Genomic DNA, 20,597 nt, shown 5'->3' on the forward strand with positions numbered 1-20,597 from the left:
ACTCCCTTGAACACTATTCGTCTTAAAAGCCCCAATTTCATGGTCCAATGCAGGGGCTCTGCATCATTAACAGCGGATTAAAAGTTTGTAATATACTCAAACGAGGTAATTCTTTTTCGAGGCTATCGGGGGAATTGCTGTGTCAAAGCTAAATAGTATTTCATAATAAACACTTAATTGTCGCTAAATGTCGAGCTTACGACAAGATGTGACAGAATAATGTTTATTATGAAATGCTGTAATTATTCTAAAGACGCGCCGACGTGCGCTGAGCCGTATGATCATACAAAATAGAAGCGACAATATTATCAGCGAGTTTGGTTTTCCAAACCCCAATACATAAAATATGTCGATTTTTTAGACGATTGCACGAGACTGACGCGAGGCCGTGGGCGGCGCTGATTCCGTGGAGCTTTCATTTGACGCCGCACACCCCGATAATCCGCAACCGCACAGGTTGAGCCTCGTATGATGCGGCGGCGTCCGGAAAACCGGCGGCGGCGTCGGGCGAGGGCTTGTAACAAAAGGGCCGGAACATCGAAATACGGATATCCGCAGGAGGAGAGACCACGCCATGCTGATACGTCGGGGAGGGGGCATCCCTTCGTCAGAGATCACGCCTCATTCCCTTTATCTTCGCCGACGCGAGTTTCTGACCGGCGCCGCGGCGTTCGCGTTCGCCGGTCCTTTGGGCTCCGGCCCGGCTGCGGCGGCGGGAATGCAGGCGGCAAAAAGTCCCTTTTCCACGACCGAGAAGCCGACGCCGCTCTCCGACGTCAAAAGCTACAATAATTTCTATGAATTCGGGCCCGGCAAGGCCGACCCTGCAGCCAACGCCGACGCTCTGACGACAGCTCCCTGGCGCGTGAGCGTCGAGGGACTGGCGGCGAGGCCGGGGGAATTCGACCTCGAAGATTTCATGAAGCCTTATGCGCTGGAAGAGCGCATCTACCGGATGCGATGCGTCGAGGGCTGGTCGATGGTCGTTCCATGGGTCGGCTTTCCGCTCGCCGAAGTCCTCAAAAAGGCCGAGCCGCTCGGCGCCGCGAAATTCGTGGCCTTCGAGAGCCTGTCGAGGCCGGAGGAGATGCCGGGGCAGAGGGGACTTTTCCAGTTGCTCGACTGGCCTTACGTCGAAGGCCTCAGGCTCGATGAAGCCATGCATCCGCTTACGATTCTGGCGGTCGGCCTCTACGGCGAGGCGCTGCCGAACCAGAACGGAGCTCCGCTGCGGCTGGTAGTGCCGTGGAAATACGGCTTCAAGAGCATCAAATCGATCGTCCGCATCCGTCTCGTCGAGAAACAGCCTCCGACCTCCTGGAACAAGCAGGCCGCCGGGGAGTATGGCTTTTATTCCAATGTGAACCCCAATGTGGATCATCCGCGCTGGAGTCAGGCGACCGAGCGGCGGATCGGGGAGGGAGGACTGTTCGCGAAAAGGCGCCCGACCCTCATGTTCAACGGTTACGCCGAGGAGGTCGCGAGCCTCTATTCGGGCATGAATCTCCAAAAGCTGTTCTGATGCCGGCGGAGCGCTTGAAATCCTTCAACGCCGCCCTGCGGCGCCTCCCGGGATTCTCGGTCTATATTTTGGGCTTTTGCCCGGCCTTGTGGCTGTTTTGCCTCGGCCTGGAGGACAGGCTCGGCCCGGAGCCCGTGCGCGCCCTGGAGCACGGCCTGGGGCTTTGGGCGCTGCGGTTCCTGCTCGCCGCTCTGGCCGTTACGCCCCTGCGACGATTGGCGCGAATAGACCTGCTGCGTTTCCGCCGCGCGCTGGGGCTGCTGGCGTTTTATTACGCAGCGCTTCATGTTGCGGCCTACGCCGCCATCGACATGGGATTGAGCTTCGACGCCGTCATGGCCGACATCGCCAAGCGGCCTTACCTCACGATCGGCATGGCGGGTTTCGCATTGCTGACGCCTCTGGCGCTGACCTCCAACGACTGGTCGATCAGGCGCATGGGCGCCGAAGCCTGGAGAAGGCTGCACCGGCTCGCTTATGTTGCGGCTCTCGCGGGCGCCGCGCATTTTCTTCTGGCGGTCAAATCCTTGCCTGCCGAGCCGGCGATCTACGCCGCCGTCACAGGGCTTCTTCTGTTCTATCGCCTGTTTGGCGGTCGGCGGATCGCGCCTCGGGCGCCATAGCGCAAGACCGACCTGAAAAAATTCGAATATGCGCCTATATGATTTTCCGGGCCCGGATATTGCTGGGCTTGGAGCGACTTCGGTTTTGACGAAATCAAAACCGACGCTCCAGGTTCTCGATAGGTCGCATTTTCCGAGTCGTCAGGCGTTTTCCGCCTGGCTTGAAAATGCTCTGGTCGATCTGATTGGGAGGTCCGAATGCCGGAAGGTCTGGTGAAGGTCATGCTGCTGGGCGCGCTGGGTTTCTTTTTCGGCGCCGCGCTCATGGGATATGTGATGGCGAGCTGATCGGGGGCTCGAGTTTCTGCGCTGCCGGTACGGCAGGCCAGAGCGCGGGCGCGATTCTCCTTTTCGCTCGATCGTGCGAGCGGAAAATGCGCGAGAGCGTTTCCCGCCGAAGCGGACGCCGGTTCGGCGCGGGAAACGCGTTAAAACAACAATCCGGGGTCTTTGCATGTTTCCATGGAACACGAAAAGACTTTAGGAGCCGAGGGGCCTCCCGGCGGATTTTTCTCCCGTCGACGAGTTGCGTATGATCGTGGAGATCTGGTCGATCTCCTCGGTGAGCAGCTTGAAATTGTCGCGTGCATGCGACGCGACCACATCGGTGAAATCCACCGGAGACCTCACGCTGGAGAGCTTGACGACAAAATTCAGAGCCGCGCTGACATTGGCGCCGGCGAACTCGATCATTTTCGAATTGATTTCCTGGCCCACCTGAAACGAATTCCAGAACGGCGTCTTCACGAGTTGTTCGACGTTTTCAGACTTCATTTGCCATGGCCTTTCCTGAGAGCCCGGCCCGCAACAAGCCGGGCCATTGCGATTCTCGAATGCGGCTCCTGCTTGATTTTTCTGTCGTGGCGCCGTCGCCGTGCGCAGCATGGGGAAGTCGCGCATCCCATTCGGCCGCCGCAAGCCTCGACTAAAAACCGACGGGAAAAGCCGAAGGTTCCATTCCGAAAACCGCGGTCTGGAGGAGGAAAGACTCTGCCGGAAGACCCCCCGTGTTAATCCGCTTCTTAATGAACGGACCCGAACCCCGAACCCGGAGGTCCATTCCGTAAACGCCATCCGGCGCACAAAAAAGGCGCGTCCCGCAGGACGCGCCTTCTCGGTTTCTTGAATTTCCGGCCGTCCTTATTGCGGATCGGCGGCGGGGGCGTCGCCCGCGGGTTCAGCAGGCTTGGGCTTCGCGACGGGTTTCTTCTTCGGCTTGGGCGGCGGCGTCTTTTTCACCGGCGGCTTCGCGTGAGCCTTTGGCGGGGCCGGCTGTTCGCTCGCCGCCGGTTCCGTGGCGGGAGCGCTTGCCGCCGGCGCGGTCTGGGCGGATTCGGCGGCTCCCATGGCGGGAGCCGGAGCGCTTTCCGAAGCGGCCGGCTCCGCAGAGGCGTTGGATGGGGCGGCCGCCGTATCAGGCGCCGCCGCGCCGCCTTCGGAAGGCTCCTTCGGAGCGGAAGGGCTCGCGTTGGCGTCGGTCGTCGCGGCGGGGGCTTCGGACTGCATTTCCTTGGCCGGCGCTTCGGCTTCCGCGGGCGCATCGGCCGCGGGCAGCGAGCCGGCCTCGGAATCCGCCGGATGCTCGCGATGCATGAGTTCGTTTATGGAACCGATCTTGGCGTTTACGAATGAGCGAAATTCTTCAGCCTGTTCGGCCGGCGTAACATAAACTCCTACGCCAAAGCCGATCGCGCCTGCGATCGCCGTGGTGATAAGAGTAGAAATAATCTTCCCGATCATATTCTCGGTCTCCTCCGTAAACGAAAAACCCCGTGTCCGTTCACGAACAGGGGTTCTTTAACGTCTTCCTCAATCGCATTTACGCTACCATTGAGGCAATGTTAAGTCGATCCGCACGCTCCGTTTGCGGTCGCAAAGACGCAGGCGCCGCGCTAATTCTCTCCCCGGGCGAAGTCCCCCGATCTAGCGCCGACGGCCCCCGACGCGGTCATTCACCCGCAGTTCAGCCTCTCGGCGTAGTCTCGGCCCGTCAAATCATTCGGCAAGAAGGAGTATCTCGATGAACGGTATGCTCAGGAAAACGACTCTGGCGGCCGGTCTCGCGCTTGGGGCTTTGACTCTCGGCGCGCCAGGCGCATCCGCAATGCCTGCGCTCGATCCCGGCGTTGCGCAAGCGGCGGATTCGGCCGCGAATGTCGATAAAGCGCGGTGGGTGTGCGGACCGTATCGCTGCTGGTGGCGTCCCAACTATTATCGCCCCTATGGCGTCTACCGCCCCTATGGCGGTTATGGCTACTACCACGGGCCGAGGCGCTACTGGCATCGCCGCTACTGGTGATCGGCGGAGCCTCTGAATCTTCCGCAGCCGTTCTGGCTCGGGCGCTGTGGCGCCCCATTATGCCGGCAGTATCGGGTGGAAGGCGCACCCTGCGCAGCTAGCCCAGGCCGCTGGCGGCAATTTCCAGAGCGCGAGGCCAGCGCGCAGAGTGCCATTTAAATGAACTATCCGGCTCGGGCTTTGACAACCTCGTATTTATACCTAGCCTTAAGCTCCCGCCGGCTTTTCCGCCGGCGAAACCAGCAAATAAAAAAGACCGCCAGCGTATGGCGCTGGCGGTCCTGAAGCTCGTCGGCGGTCCGGCGAGGCTCCGGTGGAGCCTCGATAACGCGGGACGCCTCCGTTCGGCTTCCGATCCTGAGATTAGAGGCGCGTGAGAGTCACGGCGCAGATGATCGCCGAAGCAGCCATGCAGATCGGAATGAACCAGCCAGTAAGATCCATGTTTCCCTCCGTTAGTGGCGCCGTTTAATACGACGTCCTCTTGTGTCTTAAAGACAGATGCAGGGTCGACGAAGGGGCAGGCTTTGTCAAGCTCCCGATCTCAAGCGTAGCTGCTAATAATGCGACATGGCTTCGGTCCGGCGCGAGCGAACTGGGAGATGCTCTCGCATCACGCCGGGCCGGCGCGGGGGAGGCGATCGTCTCGAAAACAGCTGTCGGCCAGCGACGCCGCGTCGCAGGGGCGCTCGTCGCAGATGAGCCGACTAACCCTCTAATTTAATGGCTTATCCATGAATCCCGCCTAGCTTCGGGGCGCGGCGCTCATCTGATAGTTAAACCGTGAGAAGGTTGCTCCATTTGAAAAAAAGCCCTTCGAAAGCATTCGCTGAGTTGTTTTCCTTGCCGACGGATGATCTCGAACTCGTCCGCGCGTAGTTCCGCGCGTTCTCAAAGCAGATTCCGTTGCTCTATTTTATCCTGGTCATAAACACGCTGGCGGTCGTCTTTACTTTCGCCAGGTTCGGCCACGCGTGGATCACGGTCTATCTTCCGATCGGGCTCTGCGTGGTTTGCGTCGTTCGTGGAATCACGTGGTGGCTCATCGGCGACAGGGAAGTTTCCGACGCCGAAGCGATTCGGCACATGAAAAGGACCAACCGGCTGGCGTTTACTCTGGCCATATGCTTCACGGCATGGGGTCTGACGCTGTTCTCATATGGCGACGCCTATGCGAAGGCCCAGGTGGTGTTCTTTCTCGCACTGACGATGATAAGCTGCTCCTTCTGTCTGATGCATTTGCGGTCGGCGGTGTTGAGCGTCGCGATCGTCGGCGTCGTTCCTTTCAGCCTGTTCTTCGTGTTCGCCGATCAGGGGCATTTCCAGGCGGCCGCCGTGAATCTGGCGCTCGTCAGCGTCGGCATGATCGCCATTTTAATGAGCTACAACCGCGATTTCGCCAATCTCGTCGCCTCGCGGCGGTCGCTTGTCGCAAAACAGGTCGAGACCCAGCGCCTGAGCGACGAAAATCTCAGGTTGGCGAACATCGACAGTCTGAGCGGACTGCCCAATCGACGCGCGCTCATGTCGAGGCTTGGACAGTGGCAGGCCCAAGGGCCGCGCGGCCGTCCCACGACCGCCGTGGTTTTCGTCGATCTCGACGGTTTCAAGGAGGTCAACGACACCTACGGCCACGAGACCGGCGACAAATTGATAAACGTCGTCGCGAAAATGTTCGAAAACATCCTTCCTCCAGGGACCATGTTCGCCCGCCTCGGCGGGGATGAATTCGCCGCGCTGATATCGTCCGATGACGCCGAAGGAAAGGCCGAAACCTTCGCGAAGGCGATCGTGCGCTCTCTCCACGCGCCGATCAGGATGGGGGATCGCACTATCAGGGTGGGAGCCAGCGTTGGAATCGCATGCTCGTCGCCGGGGGAATGCGACGCGCAGGAACTGTTCCGCCGGGCGGATATCGCCATGTATCACGTCAAGGCCAACGGCAAGTCGGGGGTCAAGATATACGAGTCCGAACTCGACGCCGAACGCCAGAGAAAGCAGGAGCTCGAGGATCAAATTCGCCTGGGCCTTGCGCGGGGCGAGTTCGAAGTCGTTTACCAGCCCGTCATCGAAGCCGCGACGGGCGCCCTCGTTTCCGTCGAGGCCCTGCTCAGATGGCCGGGAAGGCCCGGCGGGGCTTTGGGACCGGACGAGTTCATCCCGGTCGCGGAAGCGAGCGGCCTGATCGCCCGTCTCGGCCTCTTCGCTCTCAGGCGCGCCTGCGAGGAGATTCGCCCGGCCGAGGGTCTCGGCCTGTGCGTCAATATTTCTCCGGCTCAGTTCCTCGACCCGGCCTTCGAAGCCCATGTCGCGGAGATTCTGCTGGAAACTGAATTTCCCGCCGAGCGTCTCGAACTCGAGCTGACGGAAGGCTATCTGATCGACCACCCCGAGAGAGCCGAGACTGCGATCTGCTCGCTCAAAGGGATGGGCATTTCAGTAGCGCTGGACGATTTCGGAACCGGCTACACCAGCATCGCCTATCTGCGGCGATACGGCTTCAACCGCATAAAAATCGACAAATCGCTCGCGAGCCGGATAACTTTCGACAAGCAGGCGGCAATTCTCGTCGCCGGAGTGATCAACCTCGCCAATGGGCTCGACATGGCCGTGACGGCCGAAGGAGTCGAGAGCGAACAACAGGCGACCTTGTTGAAATTGGCCGGCTGCCAGTGCCTGCAGGGATTCTGGTTCAGCACGCCGAAAACTGCGGCGGAACTCCGCGCGGTCCTGCCGTTGGAAGGCGCCGAAAGCCTGGCCCTGCGCCGGGGCTTTTCGTCGTTCACGCGATTGCGTCCCGCAAACCGCTCTTGATGCGACGAGGCGCGCAGCGGGATGAAAGTGGCGCTGCGCGCGACGCCGTTGCGTCGACCAATGTCGGGTTCCGCGTTATCGTCGAGTCGGACGAGAGTTTGGCGCGGAGCAGGGCGGCTATTTCTTGTGCTTGCGGATCATCATTTCGATCGCCGTCACGGACTCTGAAACATTGAGCCAGTTTTCCGCCTGTTCGTCGCTCTTGAATTCGCGACCCAGATTGATCGGTTCGTCATGACCCGCAAGATGAAGGAAACAGGCCCATTTCCCGCTCGGAAGCTGCTCCACGGTGACCTTTTCTTCCGCCATAATCCCTCCGATTTGTCGTTATGCTTACATGGCTGCGCCTTCGGCGGCGCGCGCTCACGCGGAGAGCAACGAGCTTGCCAACAAAATGCCGTACCGGATCGCGGATTTCGCGGGTGAAATGGCGGAAAGGCTCCAGAAGCCGCCGTTCATCTCAAGTAGCGCGCGGAGGGTATTGTCCAAAGCCGACAAACGCGTCCGAGGCTCGCGTGCTGGTCTGTTACTTGCCTGTCGCCAATCGGACAGTTTTCTCTATTGAAAGGCGAATCCGATGGCGTTCACCACGATCTGCCCCGCCAGCGCCGTGAGCGAGGGCGGCATGGGCCTTTTTCAGGCCGGCAAGAAGAGCGTGCTTCTGGTATGGCCCGAAGGCGGCGAACTCAAAGCCTATCGCGGGCGATGCCCGCACGCCGACATGCCTTTGAGCGAAGCCGTCTTCAACGGGAAGACCGTCACCTGTCCGCATCACCAGTGGGGTTTCGACGGCGGCAGCGGAAAATGCGTGACGCATCTCGTTCGCAACGCGCTGCACCCTTACGAATTGCGCGTCGAGGGCGAAGAAATACAGGTTGACGTAGGGCCGGCGAGGCCTGCGCGCGCGCAAGCGTGAGAGCGGCGGCGATCTGAAAAGGAAAGCCCGGGAGAGGCGTCCTCACCCGGGCTGCGCAGAACGACGGCGGTTCGGGATTAAATCGCGGACTTGTGCAGATTAGCGAGATAGGCGGACGCCTTTTCGACCGAGACCCCGACCTGTTTTTTCGCGATCTGGAGATATTCCCCCGCCTTGGCTGCGAGGGGCTCCATCTCGCGCGCCGCTGTCTTGGCCGCCTTCTGGACGATCGGAGTCATCTCCCTGACGGCCGTCTTGCTCGCCTTCACGACCACCGGCGTCACTTCGCGGATAGCGGTTTCCGCCAGCGCCTTGGCCTTGGGCAGCCCCTCTTTCTTCAGGTAATCCAGAAATTCGCCGGTTTTGGCCGCGAGGGCCGCCATAGCCCGAACCGCCAGTTCGGCCAGCGCGTTGGCCTTCAGCAGCGCGTGTATTTTTGCGTTGAGCTTGGTGAGTTCGGCTTCGAGCCTCCAATTGGCGAGTTCGAAGCGCCTCGCATCGTCGACCGCGCTGGCGTGCTGGCCTTGCATCGCCGCCAGCTCGCTTTCCAGCTTGTCGACATGATTCTTGATTGCGTCGACCATGCGGAAGGAAAATTTGCCCGCCTCGAGATGAGCCAGCGCCAGTTCGATTTCCATTTCGTCAGCCATGCCTGTTCTCCTCCATCGCTGGTTAGGAACCATCTGCGTCGGAAGGTTAATTTATCGTTTCATTGCGGCCGAAATAGCAGGTCCTCCCGAGAACCTGAAATTGAATGAGACCGCAACGGCGCGCACCTGAAGCGCAGCGCCTCGGCGACGCTCCGGGCTTCGCCCCAGGATATGAGACCGCTGCAATAGTCTCGCCACTTCCGCGAAAGTTTTTACGACCGGCTCTGGCCGGGCTATGGAAGTTCGAAGATGGTTGCGACCGAAGTGTTTATCGGAACGACCTTCGGCTTTTGCAGATCGTCAAGGGCGTCGAGCATTTCCTGGCTAAAGCAGATTGTGTTGCGATCGCGCGGCGCCGCCTGGCAGACGTGCGAGGCAATATTCACGGACGAGCCGATGACCGTCAGGCGACGAAACTGCATGTGGCCTATTTCAGCTCGAGAAACAACTCCGCAGGACAGGCCAAGGCGAATGAACAACGCTTCAGTTCCGTTGTAGCCGAGCGTAACCCAGCGCCTCTTGAGATTTTCGAAGGCGTCGCGCATTTCCGCCGCGGCCTTCATCGCTTCAGTGAGGTGTTGCTGTTGCTGTTGGCGTTGCCCGAGCCCGAATACAAAGAATATTCCGTCCCCTATGTATTGATCGACCACGGCGTTGTGACTCAACGCGATCGTGCAGATCTCCTGGAAATACTCATTGAGCAATCTCGTAATGATTCCAGCGTCTATCGTATTGAAGAGGTGAGCGAAATTGCTCAAGTCGACGAACATGGCCGTTATGTGGAGCTTGTCTTTCTGAGGCGCATATCCCAGTTCGATCATCGCTTTCGGGTCGGAGACGAAGTCAGCCACCCGGATTGCGAGCGGAGCGCAAAGTGCTTGCGCCATCTCCGCGTCGGCGGAATCGAACCGCCCGGACCGCTTGTTGAGAAACTGGGCGACGCCGACGCTCTGATTCCTGTATTTCAGGCAAACCGACAGCGTCTGGTTCGTCTTGTAATCGATGATCTTGTCGGTGCGGTTCGCAAAGGTCGTCGGCAATGTGGGAGCGGCTATGGTCGCCGTTCCGGTCGAAAAAACTTCGCCCGAGAGGCTCGTGTTTATCGGCACGCTGATATATTTCAGCCTGGCCCACTGTGGACCGCTCGCGCAAAGAAAAACCAAATGATCTGGACTGGCCCCCAGATCAGTGCTTGCCGCGGGGACAAGCACGGAATAATCGCTTGCATCGAGCCGGGCCGCAACATCGGCGATTTCACTCTTGATCTTGTTGATCTGCGTCTCTATCAGCGCGCCGCTTCTCAGCATTTCTGTATAGCGCTCTAATAATTCGTCGTATTTCTGCTGAGCTTTTATCTTATCATCGTCGCTATTCTGCTTCAGTTTATCGACTTCGCTTTCCAGCGAGTCGATTTTGGCCTGCGACCCCATCCTTGTAACGTAGACTGCAGCGCCGGAGACCACCGGAACCGCCGCAATCGCCACCGCCGTTCCTACAGCGCCGAAAGAAGTAATTAAATTAACGAGATCGTTCATCGCCTCGTTCCCTTCTGACAAATCATTGGAAGACTGGCCGTCCACAGCTTACCCGGATATGTTCCGCTAACCCCCCATTAAAACGCCTCTTCAACAGCCGAGAGGCCATTTGGGATAGCAATGCATTCAATAGCTCGATTCAAGAGGACTTAACTGGAGCGGCGCGAAATCTCGCCAAGGCGAGCTCCCAAAGCGCGCGAAGCAGCTGTCATGAAAGAACTGTTCATCCAATGACGTTGGAAGCGCGCTCGCCGGTATTTGCGCGTCAATAAACCATCGTCACGGCGACGGCGGTGACAGCCGCGATCCAGACTGTTTCCAGGAGCATCAGAGCGATCGGTTTCCACCCCACCGCCGCCAGATCCTTGAATGAAGTTTTCATGCCCAGCGCGGCGATTGCGGTCACGAGGCACCAGCGGGACACGTCGTTGGCGGCGTCAATCGCCATCTTGGGCAGGTAGCCGGCGCTGTTGAGCGCGACGAGCAAGGCGAAGCCGACCAAAAACAGCGGGAGAGTCGCTTTGGCGCCGGCCGCGTTGCCTTTCTTTCCCCGATTTACGAAGAATGCGATCGAGAAAACCACCGGAAGCAGCATGGTGACGCGAAGCAGCTTGACATAGGTGGCCACATCGCCCGTCTCCGGCGAGATGGAATAGCCCGCTCCGACGACCTGCGCGACGTCGTGGATGGTCGCGCCGAGAAAGATACCGGCATGGACGTGATCGAGGCCGAGGGCGGTGGCGAGCAGCGGGTAGGTGATCATGGCGAGCGTGGAGAGGACCGTCACCGTCACGACGGTCAATATGGTGTCCCGTTCGCTTTCGGGCGATCGCGGAAGGACGGAAGCGATCGCGAGCGCCGCCGACGCGCCGCAGATGCCTACTGCGCCGCCGGACAGCACGCCAAAGGATCGGCCGAGCCTGAGGCTTCCCGCAGCAAGAGCGCCGAGTGCGATGGTGGTGGCCAGCCCAAACAGGACGGTCGCGATCGGCGCAGCGCCAAGCTGCATGATCTGGCCGGCTGTTATCCGCGCGCCGAGCAATGCGACGCCGAAGCGCAGAACCGCCTTGGAGGAAAACTCGATGCCGGCGATGCAACGCCCCTCTTCATGCAGGAAGTGAAAGGTCATCCCGAAAAGAAGCGCGAACAGCATCACCGGAGATTTGTATTGCTGGGAAAGCCATGTCGCCGCCAGCGCGATCGTGGCCGACACGAGCAGGCCGGGGTAGACCCGAAGGAAAAATGCGCGCCAGCTCTCCGGGCCGGACTCGGACGCCGCCGCGCTCGCAGGATGCTCGGCCAGACCCTCCATCCCGTCGTAGGACTGGAACATCGCGTGAGCTGCAGAGACGTCGGTGTCGAGATCCGAACTCATGTCGATTTTTCCTCGTCCGGCGCGCCGCCCTGGGAGCTCAAGCGAGCGCCTCGGCGGAACCGCCGGAATATAAGTATCTTATATGACGCCGACGTAAACGCTCCTCAGCTGTGCAGGCCGGGCGCCTCCTGGCCGGTGCGGGCGACATATTCGGTGTAGCCGCCGGCGTAGCGATGGACGCCTTCAGGGGTCAGCTCCAGGACGCGATTGGAGAGCGCCGCCAGAAAATGCCTGTCGTGCGAGACGAAAAGCATCGTGCCCTCATATTGGGCCAGCGCGAGGATCAGCATTTCCTTGGTCGCCATGTCGAGATGGTTGGTCGGCTCGTCGAGCACCAGCAAATTCGGCGGATCGAACAGCATTTTCGCCATGACGAGACGCGCCTTCTCGCCGCCCGACAGCACGCGACATTTCTTTTCGACGTCGTTGCCAGAAAAGCCGAAACAGCCCGCGAGCGTGCGCAGCGAGCCTTGCCCAGCCTGGGGAAAAGCGTCTTCGAGCGCCTGGAACACCGTGCGGTCGCCGTCGAGCAACTCCATCGCATGCTGGGCGAAATAGCCCATCTTCACGCTCGCGCCGATCGTGACCGCGCCCTCGTCCGGCGCGCTGGCGCCCGCCGCGAGTTTGAGCAGGGTGGATTTGCCGGCGCCGTTGACGCCCATGACGCACCAGCGCTCCTTGCGCCGGACGGCGAAGTCGAAATCCTCGTAGATCACCCTGTCGCCGTAGCGCTTGGCCACGTTTTTCAGCGTGATCACGTCGTCGCCGGAGCGCGGCGCCGGCGGAAAATCGAACAGAACGGTCTGGCGCCGCCGCGGCGGTTCCACGCGGTCGATCTTTTCGAGTTTCTTGACCCGGCTCTGCACCTGCGCCGCATGGGAGGCGCGGGCCTTGAACCGTTCGATGAATTTGATCTCCTTGGCCAGCATCGCCTGCTGGCGTTCGAACTGGGCCTGCTGCTGCTTCTCGTTGAGTTCGCGCTGCTGGGCGTAGAACTCGTAATCGCCGGAATAGGTCGTGAGCGAGCCGCCGTCGATCTCGATGATCTTGTCGACGACCCGGTTCATGAACTCGCGGTCGTGCGAGGTCATGAGCAGCGCACCGTCATAGCCCTTGAGGAACTGCTCGAGCCAGATCAGGCTTTCGAGGTCGAGATGGTTGCTGGGCTCGTCGAGCAGCATGGCGTCGGGGCGCATCAGCAGGATGCGGGCCAGGGCGACGCGCATCTTCCAGCCGCCCGAGAGCTTGCCCACGTCGCCGTCCATCATCTCCTGGGCGAAGTTGAGGCCGGCGAGGACCTCCCGCGCGCGGCCTTCGAGCGCATATCCGTCGAGTTCCTCGAAACGGGCCTGGACCTCGCCATAGCGCTCGATGATGGAGTCCATTTCGTCGAGGCGGTCCGGGTCCGACATCGCGGCTTCGAGGTCCCGCAACTCGGCTGCAATGGCGCTGACCGGTCCGGCGCCGTTCATCACTTCGGCGACCGCGCTGCGCCCGGACATTTCTCCGACGTCCTGATCGAAATAGCCGATGGTCACGCCCCGGTCGATCGCCACCTGACCCTCGTCAGGCGCGTCCTGGCCCGTGATCATGCGGAACAGGCTGGATTTTCCGGCGCCGTTGGGGCCGACGAGGCCGATTTTCTCGCCCTTTAGGAGAGAGGCCGACGCCTCGATGAAGAGGAGGCGCTCGCCGCTCTGCTTGCTGATGTTTTCAAGACGGATCATGGGGACCGGATGCTGTGGGATTCGCCGCCCTTATGCCACGGGACCGGTCCGGCGCGAGAGATAATTGAGGCTTGGGGGGAGATTCTTCTGGGGAAGCGCGACGCTCTTTCCAGGCATGTTGCGCGTCTAGGTAACAGCAGCGCCTACATTCAGGCCTGAAGCCGGGTCCGGTCCGCCTCTTGCGGCCGGGCCCGGCTGATTGCTCACGCCTCGACGAGATGGGCGGCTTCCTTCCCGTGGGCGTTTGTCGCATGGCCCGTATGCTTGGCGGCGAGCGCGAGATAGACCGCAGGCAGGACGAACAGGGTGAAGGCCGTTCCCAGCGACAGGCCGGAGGCGATCACGAGCCCGATGTTGAAGCGCGAAGCTGCGCCTGCGCCCGTCGCCATCAGCAGAGGCAGCACGCCCAGCACCATGGCCGCGGTCGTCATCAGAATCGGGCGCAGCCGGATCGAGGCCGCTTCCATGATCGCTTCCCGGCGCCCCATGCCGGAAAGCTGAAGCTCGTTTGCGAATTCGACGATGAGAATGCCGTGTTTGCTGATGAGCCCCATGAGGGTCACGAGGCCGACCTGGGTGTAGATGTTGATGCTGGCGCCGCCGAAACCGAGCATGATGAAGACGAGCGCGCCGGCGATCGACATCGGAACCGAGACCAGGATGATCAGCGGATCGCGATAGCTCTCGAACTGCGCCGCGAGCGCAAGGAAGATGATGATCAGCGCGAAACCGAAAGTGGTGGCGAAGCCGGTCGATTCCTGCACGAACTGGCGCGAAGGCCCGCCGTAGTCGATCGTGTATCCGGGCGGCAGCGTGCGGCTGGCGATCTGCCTCAGCGTTTCGAGCGCTTCCCCGACGATGATGCCCGGCGCGGCTACGCCCGAGATGGTGACGGAGTTGGCCTGCTGGAAATGATTGAGCGATTCCGGCTCCGTGGTCGAGCGCAGCTTGCCGATGGTGGAGAGCGGCACCGAGGAGCCGTCGCCGGTCTTGATGTAATAGTTCAGGATCTGGTCGGCGTTGAGCCGGAAGCGCTGCGCCACCTGGGGCACCACTTTGTAGGAGCGGCCGTCGAGATCGAAATATTGCGTATAGCCGCCGCTCAGCGCCATGGTCAGGGCGCCGCCGAAGTCGTTCATCCTCAGACCGAGCTGGGCGGCCTTCTCGCGGTCGATGTCGAGCGTCTCCTGGGGCTGGTCGATTTTGAGATCGGTATCGAGGAACATGAACTTGCCGGACGCCATCGCCTGGGCGAGCAGATCGCGCGAGACGTCGTTCATCTTGTCGAAGGAGTCCGAGCTCTGGACGACGAACTGGATGGGAAGCCCCATCGCTCCAGGCAGCGGCGGTTGCTGGAAGGCGACGATGCGCAGGCCCGGGATTTCGGCCAGCTCGCCCTGGATGATGTGCTGAAGTTCCTCCGCGCCGGTCTTGCGCTTGTCCGCCGGCTTGAGAACCATTCCCGAAAGATTCATGGCCGGAGAATTGATCTGGAACACGCTCGCGGTTTCGGGATGCTTGGCGATGATCCTGTATTCCTGATTCCCATAGAACAGCTTCTGCTTCAGCGTCGCATTGGGGGCAGGGGTCGACTGCGTCAGAACGAGGCCCTGGTCTTCGTTGGGCGCGAGCTCGCTCTTCGAGCTGGAGTAAAGCCAATAGGTGCTGAGCAGCACGAGCGCGCCGAAGGTGAGCGACACAGACATATTGCGCAGCGAGGCGTCGAGGAGCCGCCGATAGCGTTCGCGCACCCGGTCCATCGTCGCGTCGATGGCTTCGACGATCCGGGTCTCCAGCGTATGCACGCCGGGTTGGGGCGCCCTGAGGATCATCGAGCAGCTCACCGGCGACAGCGTCAGGGCGACGATGGCGGAAACCGTGACCGCCCCCGCCAGCGTAAAGGCGAATTCGACGAACAACGCCCCGGTGAGGCCGCTCTGGAAGCCGATCGGAACATAGACCGCGATCAGCACGATCGTCATGGCGATGATCGGGCCGGTGAGTTCGCGCGCCGATTTCAGCGCCGCCTCGAAGGGCGTGAGGCCTTCGGCGAGATGGCGGTTGACGTTTTCGACGACGATGATGGCGTCGTCCACCACGAGGCCGATCGCGAGCACGAGCGCGAGCAGCGTGAGCAGATTGATCGAGAAGCCCAGGGCGAGCAGTATGGTGAAGGTCCCGATCAGCGAAAGCGGAATCGCCACGACTGGAATCAGCACGGACCGCCATGATCCGAGGAAGAGGAAAACCACCGCGGTCACGATCAGGACCGCCTCGATGAGCGTATGAATCACCTCGTCGATGGCGCTGTTCACGAAGTCGGTCGAGTCGTAGACGATCTCGCTCGAGAGCCCCTCGGGCAGAGCCTTGGCGATCTCCGGATAGACCTCCTTCACGGCTTTGATGACGTCGAGGAGATTGGCGGTCGGCGCGATCTGGATTCCGATGTAGACCGCCTGCTTGCCGTTGAAGGCCACGGAGGAATCGTAATCGTCCGATCCCAGGGTCACATTGGCCACGTCTTTGAGTTTGACATTCGCGCCATTGACCTGCTTGACCACCAGATTGCGGAATTCTTCCAGCGAATGCAGCGAAGTCGATGCGGACAGATTGACCTGAACCATCTCTCCCTTGGTGGCGCCGAGGCCGGCGATATAGTCGTTGCCGGAGAGCGCTGCGGATATCTCGGCGGCGGTCAGGCCGTAGGCGGCGAGCTTTTCGGGGTCCAGCCACGCGCGCAGCGCGAAAGTCTTGCCGCCGATGAGCTCGGCGGTCTGCACGCCGGGGACGGCCTGCAGGCGCGGCTGCACCACGCGGATCAGATAATCGGTGACCTGGCTCGGCGACAGGATATCGCTGTTGAAGCCGATATACATGGCGTCCGTCGTCTGTCCGATCTTGACGGTGATGACGGGGCGCTGGACGCCTGACGGCAGCTGGTTGAGAACCGAGTCGATCTTGGTGCTGATTTGTGTCAGCGCCTTGCCCGAGTCGAAGTTGAGCCGCAGATTTGCGGTGATGGTGCTCGTGCCGATCTGGCTCGTGGAGGTCATGTAATCGATGCCGTCGGCCTGAGCGATGACGTTCTCGAGCGGGGTCGTGACGAAGCCCGCCACCGTTGCAGGGTCGGCGCCGAAATATTGCGTCGTGATGGTGACGACGGCGTTCTGTGTGCGCGGATATTGCAGCACCGGCAGAACGGACAGCGAGCGCAGCCCGAGCACCAGAATAAGCAGGCTGACCACGGTGGCGAGGACGGGGCGGCGAACGAAAATGTCAGTGAAGGACATGGTTTGCTCTTCCCTTATTGATCCACGGGCCTGGGGGCGGGTTCGACGGGAGGCTGCGGGGCGTCGCTGATCTTGAGAGGCACGCCGTTGCGCAGCTTCACCTGGCCTGCGGTGACGACGACGTCGCCGGCTTTCAGTCCCTTTTGCACGGCGACTTCGTCGCCCCGGGTCAGGCCGAGCTGTATGAAAGTCTGCCGGGCGACGAGACCGGCGCCCTCCTTGGCGTCGGCCGGCTTTTGCGCAAGGAACACCGAGGCGCCATAGGGGGCGTGGACAATCGCCGTCTGCGGCACGGTGACGAGCAGCTCGGGTTTGCCGACGGCGATCGTGACCGCGGCGAACATGCCCGGCCTCAGCTTGCGGTCGGGATTGGCGAAGGCGGCGCGAACCTGGACGTTCCGGCTCGCCTGATCGACCTTGGAGTTGATCGCGGTGATCTTGCCGACGAAGCTCTGGTCGGGGAAGGCGTCCACGGCGGCGGTGACGCTCTGCCCGACGCTGAGCCCGTTGAGATTCTGCTGGGGCAGGACGAAGTCGAGATAAAGCGTATCCAGCGACTGAAGCGTCACGACCACCGTGCCCGCGCTCAGATATTGGCCGAGGTCCGCCGAGCGGATGCCGAGCCGACCGGCGAAGGGCGCGCGCAGGGTTTTTTGCGCGATCACGGCCTCCTGCTGCGCGACTTCGGCCCTGGCGCTCTTGAGATTGGCGGAATCGGAGTCGACGGTCGCCTGCGCGACGGCCTTCAGCTTCAACTGCGCCTGATCGCGACGCAGGTTGATTTCATTGAGCTCCGCCGTCGCCTTGAGCGACTCGAGGCGCGATTTGTCGGTGTCCTTCCTCAGCTCCAGAAGAACCTGTCCCTCCGCGACGTCCTCGCCGGATTGAAACAGGATCTTTTCGACGACGCCCGAGGCTTCGAGCGCGAGGTCGGCGCCGCTTACGGCCCGAAAAGTGCCGATCGCCTGAAGCGTCGGGGTCCATTCCGAAACCTTGGCGGTCGTGACCGAGACGGTCTGCGGCGGGTTGGCCATGGAGGCGAGGAACCGCCCGATCATGATCGAACGGAAGGCGTTGAAGCCGTAGAGGCCGCCGAACACTACGCCGACGCTCGCCAGCATGATCAGCATGGGCTTTTGCGGAAGTTTGAAACGGCCCTTCGAAATCGTCGTCTTATTGTGCATGGGCTGATTCCTCCGCCTGCGCGCGTATTCCGGCGGCGATAGGCGACATGGAGATGAGGTCGTTGGGCTTGGGCAGAGAGGCCGGGGTTTCGTCGTCGCGATTCCACCAGCCGCCGCCGAGGGACTGCATCAGCGCTACCGTGTCGGAATAACGGGCCGCCTGCGCCTTCACGCGGTTGAGGCGGGCGTTGAGCAGACTTTGCTCCGCATTGATGACGGTCGGGTAGGTGGTCGAACCGGCGCGATACTGGATCTGCGCGATCTGGAAGCTTTCGGCCGCCGCTTTTTCGGCCGTCGCCTGGGCGCGTAGCGTGGCGGCGTCATGCTTGATGGCCACGAGCGCGTCGCCGACGTTCTGGAACGCTGAGAGAACCGTGGACTGATACTGGGCTTTCGCCTGCTCGAAGGCGGCGACATTGGCCTCGCGCTTGTGATAGAGGCCACCGCCATCGAAGGCCTGCCCGGCGACGGAAGCTCCGAGGCTGTAAGCCATGGTTTGGGGCCCAAAGAGCTGCCCGAGCGTCAGGGCCTGGCTGCCGCCCGAGGCGGAAAGCGTCAGCTGCGGCAGCATATTCGCGGTGGCGACGCCGATATTGGCGCTCGCCCGCCACAGCTGGCTCTCCGCGGCCACGATGTCGGGACGCTGGCGCACCAGATTCGACGGCAGGCTGAGCGGCAACTCGCCGGGAAGGCGCAATTTTTCGAGTTCGACGGCCTCGCCCTTATCGCCGTTGGGGAAGCGGCCGAGATAGGCCATGAGCTGGTTGCGCGTTTGCGCGCGCGCCTTTTCCAGCGGCGGCAGCGTCGCCTCAGCCTGGGCCAGCAGAGTGCGCTCGGAATCGACGTCGGCGAGGCTGACGGCGCCGAGTTCGAACCGTTTCTGCAAAATGTCGAGCTGAGCGCGGTAATCCGAGACCAGCCCTTTGGTGGCCTTGATCTGCTCGGCGTAGGACGCGTCGGAGATGGCGGCCGAAACCACATTGGCCGTGAGGGAGAGCCAGGCCGCCTCGAGCTGCTGGCGCTGATATTCCACCGAGGCTGCGTCGCCCTCGACGGTGCGCGCCGTCTTGCCGAAAACATCGGGCGTATAGGACACCGCAACATTCGAGTTGAACAGCGTATAGAGCGTCGAGAAGCCCGAGGAGCTCGACGTGGACGAGGAGCCGTATTGCGCCGGCGAGAGCTGCTGGCGGGTGACGGAGTTGGTCGCTATCGCCGAGGGCAGGAAGGAGGCGGCGTCCGACTCCAGCGTCTCGCGCGCCTGGCGCAAGGCCGCCTCGGCCGAAGCGATGCTGGGGTGATTGCGCACGGCCTCTTCGACGAGGGCCGAAATCTGCCTGGAGTGAAACAGCTTCCACCATTCGCCGGGAACGTCCCGGCCCGATTCGATCTTCTGGCCCGCTCCGCCCGGGGCTGAAGACGCCGGAATGTTCTTCGTCGCAGTGCGGGTGTAGCCGGCGTCCGCCGGCGAGGGAGGCTCGATGAAATCGGGCCCGACCGCGCATCCCTCGAGGGAAGCGGCGACGGCGCCCGCCAGAACGATCTCGACCAGACGCCTCGACCGCGCAGAGCCGGTCTTCGGCGGCAGGCCGATTCGGCTCGCTCGCCTTCGGCCCGAGCGGGCGCGCGGCCGCAAAGCGGCGGGGCTGCATGAAAAAAAGCGCGCCATAGACTCCATCCGTTAAGTGAACCGAACGGTTTAGTTCGAGCGAATATGCTGATGCAAAAGCGCGAAGTCAATGCTAAACTGAACCGTGCAGTTCAGTTGGACGCTATGTCAGCCGATTATGGAATGCAATCCGACCGAACAGGACCTATAGATTACGCGAGCGTCGCCCCGCGCGGCGATGGAACGCTAAGACGCCAGACGGGGAGTGGGAAAATCGTCGATGGGACCGGGCCGAACATGAAGGAGTCGACTCTCGAGCCGGCGAACGCGCCGGAGTATTGTGGGGGACGCAAGGAGTCCCAGGTCGTCAACGCGGCGCGAGACGAGTTTCTCAGGCAGGGCTTTGCGAAAACCAGCATGGAGGCCATTGCGCGCGCCGCCAATGTGTCGAAGGCGACGCTCTATGCCTATTTCCCCAGCAAGGAAGCCCTGTTCAGCTATCTGATCGAGAACGAGTGCGAGATGAAGCGCGCGCTGTTCACGCCTCCGTCGCTAGACGGCGGCGTCGAGGCGGCGCTGGGCGCTCTCGGCATGAAATTCGTCGCCCATTTCCTGACCAAGAACGAAACGACCTTCTTCCAGACCGTCTCGAGCGAAAGGGCGCGATTCCCCGAACTCTGCCGGCTGTTTTTCAACACCGGGCAGAAGCAGGCGGTCGATTTCGTTGCGGCTTTTCTTCAGGAGTGCAAGGAAAAGGGGGAGCTGTCGTTCGCCGACGCCCATCTCGCCGCCAACCAGTTCCTCAATCTCGTCTTGTGCGATCTGCCGGTTCGCGTCGCCCTGGGCCTCGACCTCCCGAACGAGGACGAGGCTCAGAGAGTGATGAAGGCCGGCGTTTCGACCTTCCTGAGGGCTTTTCGGCCGGCGCCCGGCCCCTCAAGGAGTCCGTAGCGCATCCCCGAGAGTCTGCCGACATGCGCCCGGCTCGCATAGAGCGCGTCGGGTTTAGAGCGTTTCCAGCCGAAGTGGATGCCGGTTAGGCGCGGGAAACGC

General features: G+C 61.5%; 16 protein-coding genes. 6 read left to right on the top strand and 10 right to left on the bottom strand.

Features of this window, described 5'->3' with window-relative positions:
* Positions 1-574 precede the first annotated feature (574 nt).
* Together msrP and msrQ are read left to right on the top strand one after the other, a co-directional pair.
* A complete protein-coding gene (gene msrP / locus H2LOC_RS03890) occupies positions 575-1,522 on the top strand; it encodes a protein-methionine-sulfoxide reductase catalytic subunit MsrP (protein WP_136495187.1) in 948 nt (315 codons plus the stop codon).
* Positions 1,522-2,145 (top strand): protein-methionine-sulfoxide reductase heme-binding subunit MsrQ, encoded by a 624-nt coding sequence (gene msrQ / locus H2LOC_RS03895; protein WP_136495188.1) that lies wholly within the window; start codon positions 1,522-1,524, stop codon positions 2,143-2,145. Before msrP ends, msrQ begins: the two co-directional genes overlap by 1 nt.
* Before the next feature lie 480 nt (positions 2,146-2,625).
* On the opposite strand, the gene H2LOC_RS21350 is transcribed toward msrQ, so the two are convergent.
* Together H2LOC_RS21350 and H2LOC_RS03905 are read right to left on the bottom strand one after the other, a co-directional pair.
* Positions 2,626-2,919 (bottom strand): phasin family protein, encoded by a 294-nt coding sequence (locus tag H2LOC_RS21350; protein WP_162009689.1) that lies wholly within the window; start codon positions 2,917-2,919, stop codon positions 2,626-2,628.
* A 366-nt stretch (positions 2,920-3,285) separates the two neighbouring features.
* Complete coding sequence (locus tag H2LOC_RS03905; protein WP_136495190.1) at positions 3,286-3,885, bottom strand: hypothetical protein; 600 nt, start codon at positions 3,883-3,885, stop codon at positions 3,286-3,288.
* A 280-nt stretch (positions 3,886-4,165) separates the two neighbouring features.
* Here H2LOC_RS03905 and H2LOC_RS03910 point away from each other — a divergent pair, with 280 nt between their 5' ends.
* Together H2LOC_RS03910 and H2LOC_RS03915 are read left to right on the top strand one after the other, a co-directional pair.
* Entirely contained in the window at positions 4,166-4,444 is a 279-nt protein-coding gene (locus H2LOC_RS03910; protein ID WP_343040063.1) for a hypothetical protein, read from the top strand.
* A 906-nt stretch (positions 4,445-5,350) separates the two neighbouring features.
* Positions 5,351-7,258: a putative bifunctional diguanylate cyclase/phosphodiesterase gene (locus tag H2LOC_RS03915; protein WP_136495191.1), complete on the top strand. Its 1,908-nt coding sequence runs from the start codon at positions 5,351-5,353 to the stop codon at positions 7,256-7,258.
* 117 nt (positions 7,259-7,375) lie between these two features.
* Here the strand turns inward: H2LOC_RS03915 and H2LOC_RS03920 are convergent, their stop codons facing one another.
* On the bottom strand, positions 7,376-7,567 hold the full coding sequence (locus H2LOC_RS03920; protein ID WP_136495192.1) for a hypothetical protein: 192 nt from the start codon (positions 7,565-7,567) through the stop codon (positions 7,376-7,378).
* A 268-nt stretch (positions 7,568-7,835) separates the two neighbouring features.
* On the opposite strand from H2LOC_RS03920, the gene H2LOC_RS03925 reads away from it, so the two are divergent.
* Positions 7,836-8,174, top strand: coding sequence for a Rieske 2Fe-2S domain-containing protein (locus tag H2LOC_RS03925; protein ID WP_136495193.1), 339 nt, complete (start codon positions 7,836-7,838; stop codon positions 8,172-8,174).
* 77 nt (positions 8,175-8,251) lie between these two features.
* Here H2LOC_RS03925 and H2LOC_RS03930 read toward each other — a convergent pair whose 3' ends face one another.
* From H2LOC_RS03930 to H2LOC_RS03960, 7 genes are all read right to left on the bottom strand, one after another.
* The gene (locus H2LOC_RS03930) at positions 8,252-8,824 is read right to left on the bottom strand and encodes a hypothetical protein (RefSeq protein ID WP_136495194.1); all 573 of its coding nucleotides are present in this window, start codon (positions 8,822-8,824) and stop codon (positions 8,252-8,254) included.
* 233 nt (positions 8,825-9,057) lie between these two features.
* Complete coding sequence (locus tag H2LOC_RS03935; RefSeq protein ID WP_136495195.1) at positions 9,058-10,359, bottom strand: adenylate/guanylate cyclase domain-containing protein; 1,302 nt, start codon at positions 10,357-10,359, stop codon at positions 9,058-9,060.
* 265 nt (positions 10,360-10,624) lie between these two features.
* Entirely contained in the window at positions 10,625-11,734 is a 1,110-nt protein-coding gene (locus H2LOC_RS03940; protein ID WP_136495196.1) for a YeiH family protein, read from the bottom strand.
* Positions 11,735-11,838: 104 nt separating this feature from the next.
* Positions 11,839-13,461 carry an ABC-F family ATP-binding cassette domain-containing protein gene (locus H2LOC_RS03945; RefSeq protein WP_136495197.1) on the bottom strand — a complete coding sequence of 541 codons (1,623 nt, stop codon included), beginning with the start codon at positions 13,459-13,461 and terminating at the stop codon, positions 11,839-11,841.
* A gap of 203 nt (positions 13,462-13,664) precedes the next feature.
* Positions 13,665-16,751, bottom strand: coding sequence for an efflux RND transporter permease subunit (locus H2LOC_RS03950; RefSeq protein WP_136495198.1), 3,087 nt, complete (start codon positions 16,749-16,751; stop codon positions 13,665-13,667).
* A gap of 14 nt (positions 16,752-16,765) precedes the next feature.
* Positions 16,766-17,935, bottom strand: a complete 1,170-nt coding sequence (locus tag H2LOC_RS03955) for an efflux RND transporter periplasmic adaptor subunit (RefSeq protein ID WP_136495199.1) — start codon at positions 17,933-17,935, stop codon at positions 16,766-16,768.
* Positions 17,925-19,604, bottom strand: a complete 1,680-nt coding sequence (locus H2LOC_RS03960) for an efflux transporter outer membrane subunit (RefSeq protein WP_136495200.1) — start codon at positions 19,602-19,604, stop codon at positions 17,925-17,927. The genes H2LOC_RS03955 and H2LOC_RS03960 overlap by 11 nt, the downstream gene beginning before the upstream one ends.
* Positions 19,605-19,841: 237 nt before the next feature.
* On the opposite strand from H2LOC_RS03960, the gene H2LOC_RS03965 reads away from it, so the two are divergent.
* Positions 19,842-20,495, top strand: coding sequence for a TetR/AcrR family transcriptional regulator (locus H2LOC_RS03965; RefSeq protein WP_136495201.1), 654 nt, complete (start codon positions 19,842-19,844; stop codon positions 20,493-20,495).
* Positions 20,496-20,597 lie beyond the last annotated feature (102 nt).

Source organism: Methylocystis heyeri (assembly GCF_004802635.2).
Classification (GTDB): Bacteria; Pseudomonadota; Alphaproteobacteria; order Rhizobiales; family Beijerinckiaceae; genus Methylocystis; species Methylocystis heyeri.

Coding starts and splice junctions, on each gene's coding strand:
- msrP (WP_136495187.1), top strand. CDS start 575: ATGCTGATACGTCGGGGAGGGGGCATCCCTTCGTCAGAGATCACGCCT.
- msrQ (WP_136495188.1), top strand. CDS start 1,522: ATGCCGGCGGAGCGCTTGAAATCCTTCAACGCCGCCCTGCGGCGCCTC.
- H2LOC_RS21350 (WP_162009689.1), bottom strand. CDS start 2,919: ATGAAGTCTGAAAACGTCGAACAACTCGTGAAGACGCCGTTCTGGAAT.
- H2LOC_RS03905 (WP_136495190.1), bottom strand. CDS start 3,885: ATGATCGGGAAGATTATTTCTACTCTTATCACCACGGCGATCGCAGGC.
- H2LOC_RS03910 (WP_343040063.1), top strand. CDS start 4,166: ATGAACGGTATGCTCAGGAAAACGACTCTGGCGGCCGGTCTCGCGCTT.
- H2LOC_RS03920 (WP_136495192.1), bottom strand. CDS start 7,567: ATGGCGGAAGAAAAGGTCACCGTGGAGCAGCTTCCGAGCGGGAAATGG.
- H2LOC_RS03925 (WP_136495193.1), top strand. CDS start 7,836: ATGGCGTTCACCACGATCTGCCCCGCCAGCGCCGTGAGCGAGGGCGGC.
- H2LOC_RS03930 (WP_136495194.1), bottom strand. CDS start 8,824: ATGGCTGACGAAATGGAAATCGAACTGGCGCTGGCTCATCTCGAGGCG.
- H2LOC_RS03935 (WP_136495195.1), bottom strand. CDS start 10,359: ATGAACGATCTCGTTAATTTAATTACTTCTTTCGGCGCTGTAGGAACG.
- H2LOC_RS03940 (WP_136495196.1), bottom strand. CDS start 11,734: ATGAGTTCGGATCTCGACACCGACGTCTCTGCAGCTCACGCGATGTTC.
- H2LOC_RS03945 (WP_136495197.1), bottom strand. CDS start 13,461: ATGATCCGTCTTGAAAACATCAGCAAGCAGAGCGGCGAGCGCCTCCTC.
- H2LOC_RS03950 (WP_136495198.1), bottom strand. CDS start 16,751: ATGTCCTTCACTGACATTTTCGTTCGCCGCCCCGTCCTCGCCACCGTG.
- H2LOC_RS03955 (WP_136495199.1), bottom strand. CDS start 17,935: ATGCACAATAAGACGACGATTTCGAAGGGCCGTTTCAAACTTCCGCAA.
- H2LOC_RS03960 (WP_136495200.1), bottom strand. CDS start 19,604: ATGGCGCGCTTTTTTTCATGCAGCCCCGCCGCTTTGCGGCCGCGCGCC.
- H2LOC_RS03965 (WP_136495201.1), top strand. CDS start 19,842: ATGAAGGAGTCGACTCTCGAGCCGGCGAACGCGCCGGAGTATTGTGGG.